The organism is Mesorhizobium sp. M1E.F.Ca.ET.063.01.1.1 (assembly GCF_003998155.1).
Taxonomy (GTDB): domain Bacteria; phylum Pseudomonadota; class Alphaproteobacteria; order Rhizobiales; family Rhizobiaceae; genus Mesorhizobium.
Window position 1 is genome coordinate 1 of record NZ_RZSC01000817.1, and the last position, 2,527, is coordinate 2,527.

Genomic DNA, 2,527 nt, shown 5'->3' on the forward strand with positions numbered 1-2,527 from the left:
CTGGGTGTCGTTGGCGCTCGCTTTCTCCTTCGCTGCCTACGGCTTCTTCCGCAAGACGCTGCCGATCGGCCCGAGCCAGGGTTTCCTGCTCGAAGTGTTGCTGCTGTCGGTGCCGGCGCTCTGCTACATCGCCTACCTGATCGCCACCGGAAAGGACCATTTCATCTCCAGCAGCGCCACGGACACCGCGCTGCTCATCGGCTGCGGCCCGATCACCGCGGTGCCACTGCTGCTCTTCGCCTTCGGCGCCAGGCTGCTTCGTCTCTCCACCATCGGCATCATGCAATATATCGCGCCAACCATGGTGTTCCTGATCGCTGTGCTGATCTTCGACGAGCCCTTCGGCACCATCCAGGCCATCGCCTTCGCGCTGATCTGGACGGCGCTTGCGATGTATTCATGGTCGATGTTCAAGGGCCGCGAGGTCCGGGCGACAGCTCCGGCGACACGGTAGAGATCACCCTCAAACCCGTCCCAGCCGTCGCACGATCATGTAGACGATGCCGGCGATGACGATGGATATCGCCGTCACCACCCAGAAACCCATCGGCGTGTCGACCAGCGGCAACCCGCCGACATTCATGCCGAACAGGCCGGAGATGATGGTCATCGGCAACAGCACCGCCGTCATGACGGAGAGGATGTAGAGCAACTGGTTCGACCGCTCGGTGAGCTTTGCCATCAGCTCGTCCTGTAGGAGCCGCGTGCGTGCCTGCAATTGCTCGCCGTCGTGATGCAGCGTATGCGCCCGGTGCGAGAGCCTGGCCGCCATGTCGTTGATCGCATCCGGCAGCTCGTTGCGATGCGAATGGTCGAGATGGCGAAAGAGGTTGGTGAGCGTCGCCATCTGCCGGTGGATGATCACCAGCTGCCGGCGCGCGTCGACCAGCGCCTGTCGCTCGCTGTGCCAGGCGTCGACGACGATGCGGTCCTCGATGCCGTCCAGCGTGTCGCCCATCTTGTCGAGCTCGCCCGCCATGCCGTCGAGGGATTGGCCCATCACCGCCTCGATCAGCTCGGCCGGCGAGCGGAATTTGCGCGCTCCGCTCTCGACCATCTTGCGGATCCTGTCGACCGATTCCAGCGGTTGCTTCCGCGCGCCGACCAGCATCGTGTCGTTGAACGCGAAGCGGAAATGGGTGAGCCCGCGCGCCTCCGCAAAATCATGCCTGAGGTCCGGCAGATCGCCGTAGAGGAAGTCGTCCTCGAAGTCGATGTGGCAGCCATGGCTGGGCGACAGGAAGGCCTCGCGCACCGACGCCGGCAAGGCCTGCTCGGCGGCGATCTCGTGGCGCGCGCGCATGTCGGTGATCTGGTAGCTGCGCCACGTCCAGTGCGCCTCGGCCGGGTCCTTTGTGCGCAGGCCCTCGGCGGTGAAATGATAGACGAAGAACAGGCCGTGCTCGTCGGGCAAATAGGGCGAAAGGTCGGTGCCTTCGTTGGGGACAGCGATGTTCATGGCGGCTTCGCCGGCTTTGATGCGGTCAGGCCGCGGGGCGGCCGAGCTGCGTTTCTAGCATGCGCGACCCTGCATTCGTGTGACAGTTCGGTGACTGCGGACGCGCCCCAGCCCTCGACAGTCCTTCTGCGGCGGGATTGCGCGCTTCTCAAAAATTCTTCGTCCATCCGGGAATAAAGCCCGAGCCTTCCGGGTCTTGCTGTGTAGCGGGGCGAACCTTCGGGCCGGACGTCGTCAGCCCCGGAGGAATGCTCACTTCCAGGGAACCACCGCCAACCGCAGTCACTAGAGGAGACTTCTGATGTTCAACATGACACGCCGCATGCTGCTCGGATCCGCCGCCGCTGCGGCCGCCTTCGGCATTGCCGGCAGGCTGGAATTCGCGCCTGCCGCTCACGCCGAAAGCCCGGTCGAGCCGCTGGTCGGCTTCTACAAATACAAGGTGGGCTCGCTCGAGGTCACCGCCGTCTATGACGGCATCTGGCGCAAGCCCCACGACCCGGCCTTCATCAAGGATGTTTCGGTCGACGACACCAAGGCGGCGCTCGCCAAGGCCGGGCTGATAACCGACTTCATGCCGATCCCGCTCACCGTCGTCGTTCTGCGGATGAACGGCCGCACCATCATGATGGATGCCGGCTCCGGCGTCGGCCAGTGGCAGGCCAACGCCACGCACCTGCCGGCCAACATGAAGGCCGCCGGCATCGACTACAAGGCGATCGACACCATCATGATCTCGCATTTCCACCCCGACCATGTCTGGGGCCTGATGGAGAAGGGCACCAACGCGCCGGTGTTCCCGAATGCCGAGCTGATCGTCAACGCCACCGAATACAATTGGTGGACCGACCCCAGCCGGCTCGTCAAGCTGCCGGAAGGCCGCAAGCCGGCAGGCAAGCGCATCGCCGAGAATTTCCCGAAATGGAAGAACTGGAAGCTGGTCGAGGACGGCACGGAAGTCGTGCCCGGCATCCGCATCATGGCGGCGCCCGGCCACACGCCCGGCCATTCCGTCTACCATGTCGATGCCGGCTCCGAGCAGTTCCTGGTTTCAGCCGACACCATGTA

Annotated in this window: 2 protein-coding genes and 1 pseudogene; 2 read left to right on the plus strand and 1 reads right to left on the minus strand. The window is 64.2% G+C overall.

All coding sequences use genetic code 11. The annotated features are described in order from the left end of the window. Positions 1-454 (plus strand): annotated as a pseudogene (locus EOA29_RS32765) (EamA family transporter RarD); the annotation flags it as partial. 9 nt (positions 455-463) lie between these two features. Here the strand turns inward: EOA29_RS32765 and EOA29_RS32770 are convergent. Continuing rightward, on the minus strand, positions 464-1,459 hold the full coding sequence (locus EOA29_RS32770) for a transporter (protein ID WP_127222166.1): 996 nt from the start codon (positions 1,457-1,459) through the stop codon (positions 464-466). A 301-nt stretch (positions 1,460-1,760) separates the two neighbouring features. Between EOA29_RS32770 and EOA29_RS32775 the strand changes: the two genes are divergently transcribed. Further along, positions 1,761-2,527 (plus strand): MBL fold metallo-hydrolase (locus EOA29_RS32775; protein ID WP_145969937.1); only part of this gene is annotated, 767 nt, incomplete at its 3' end.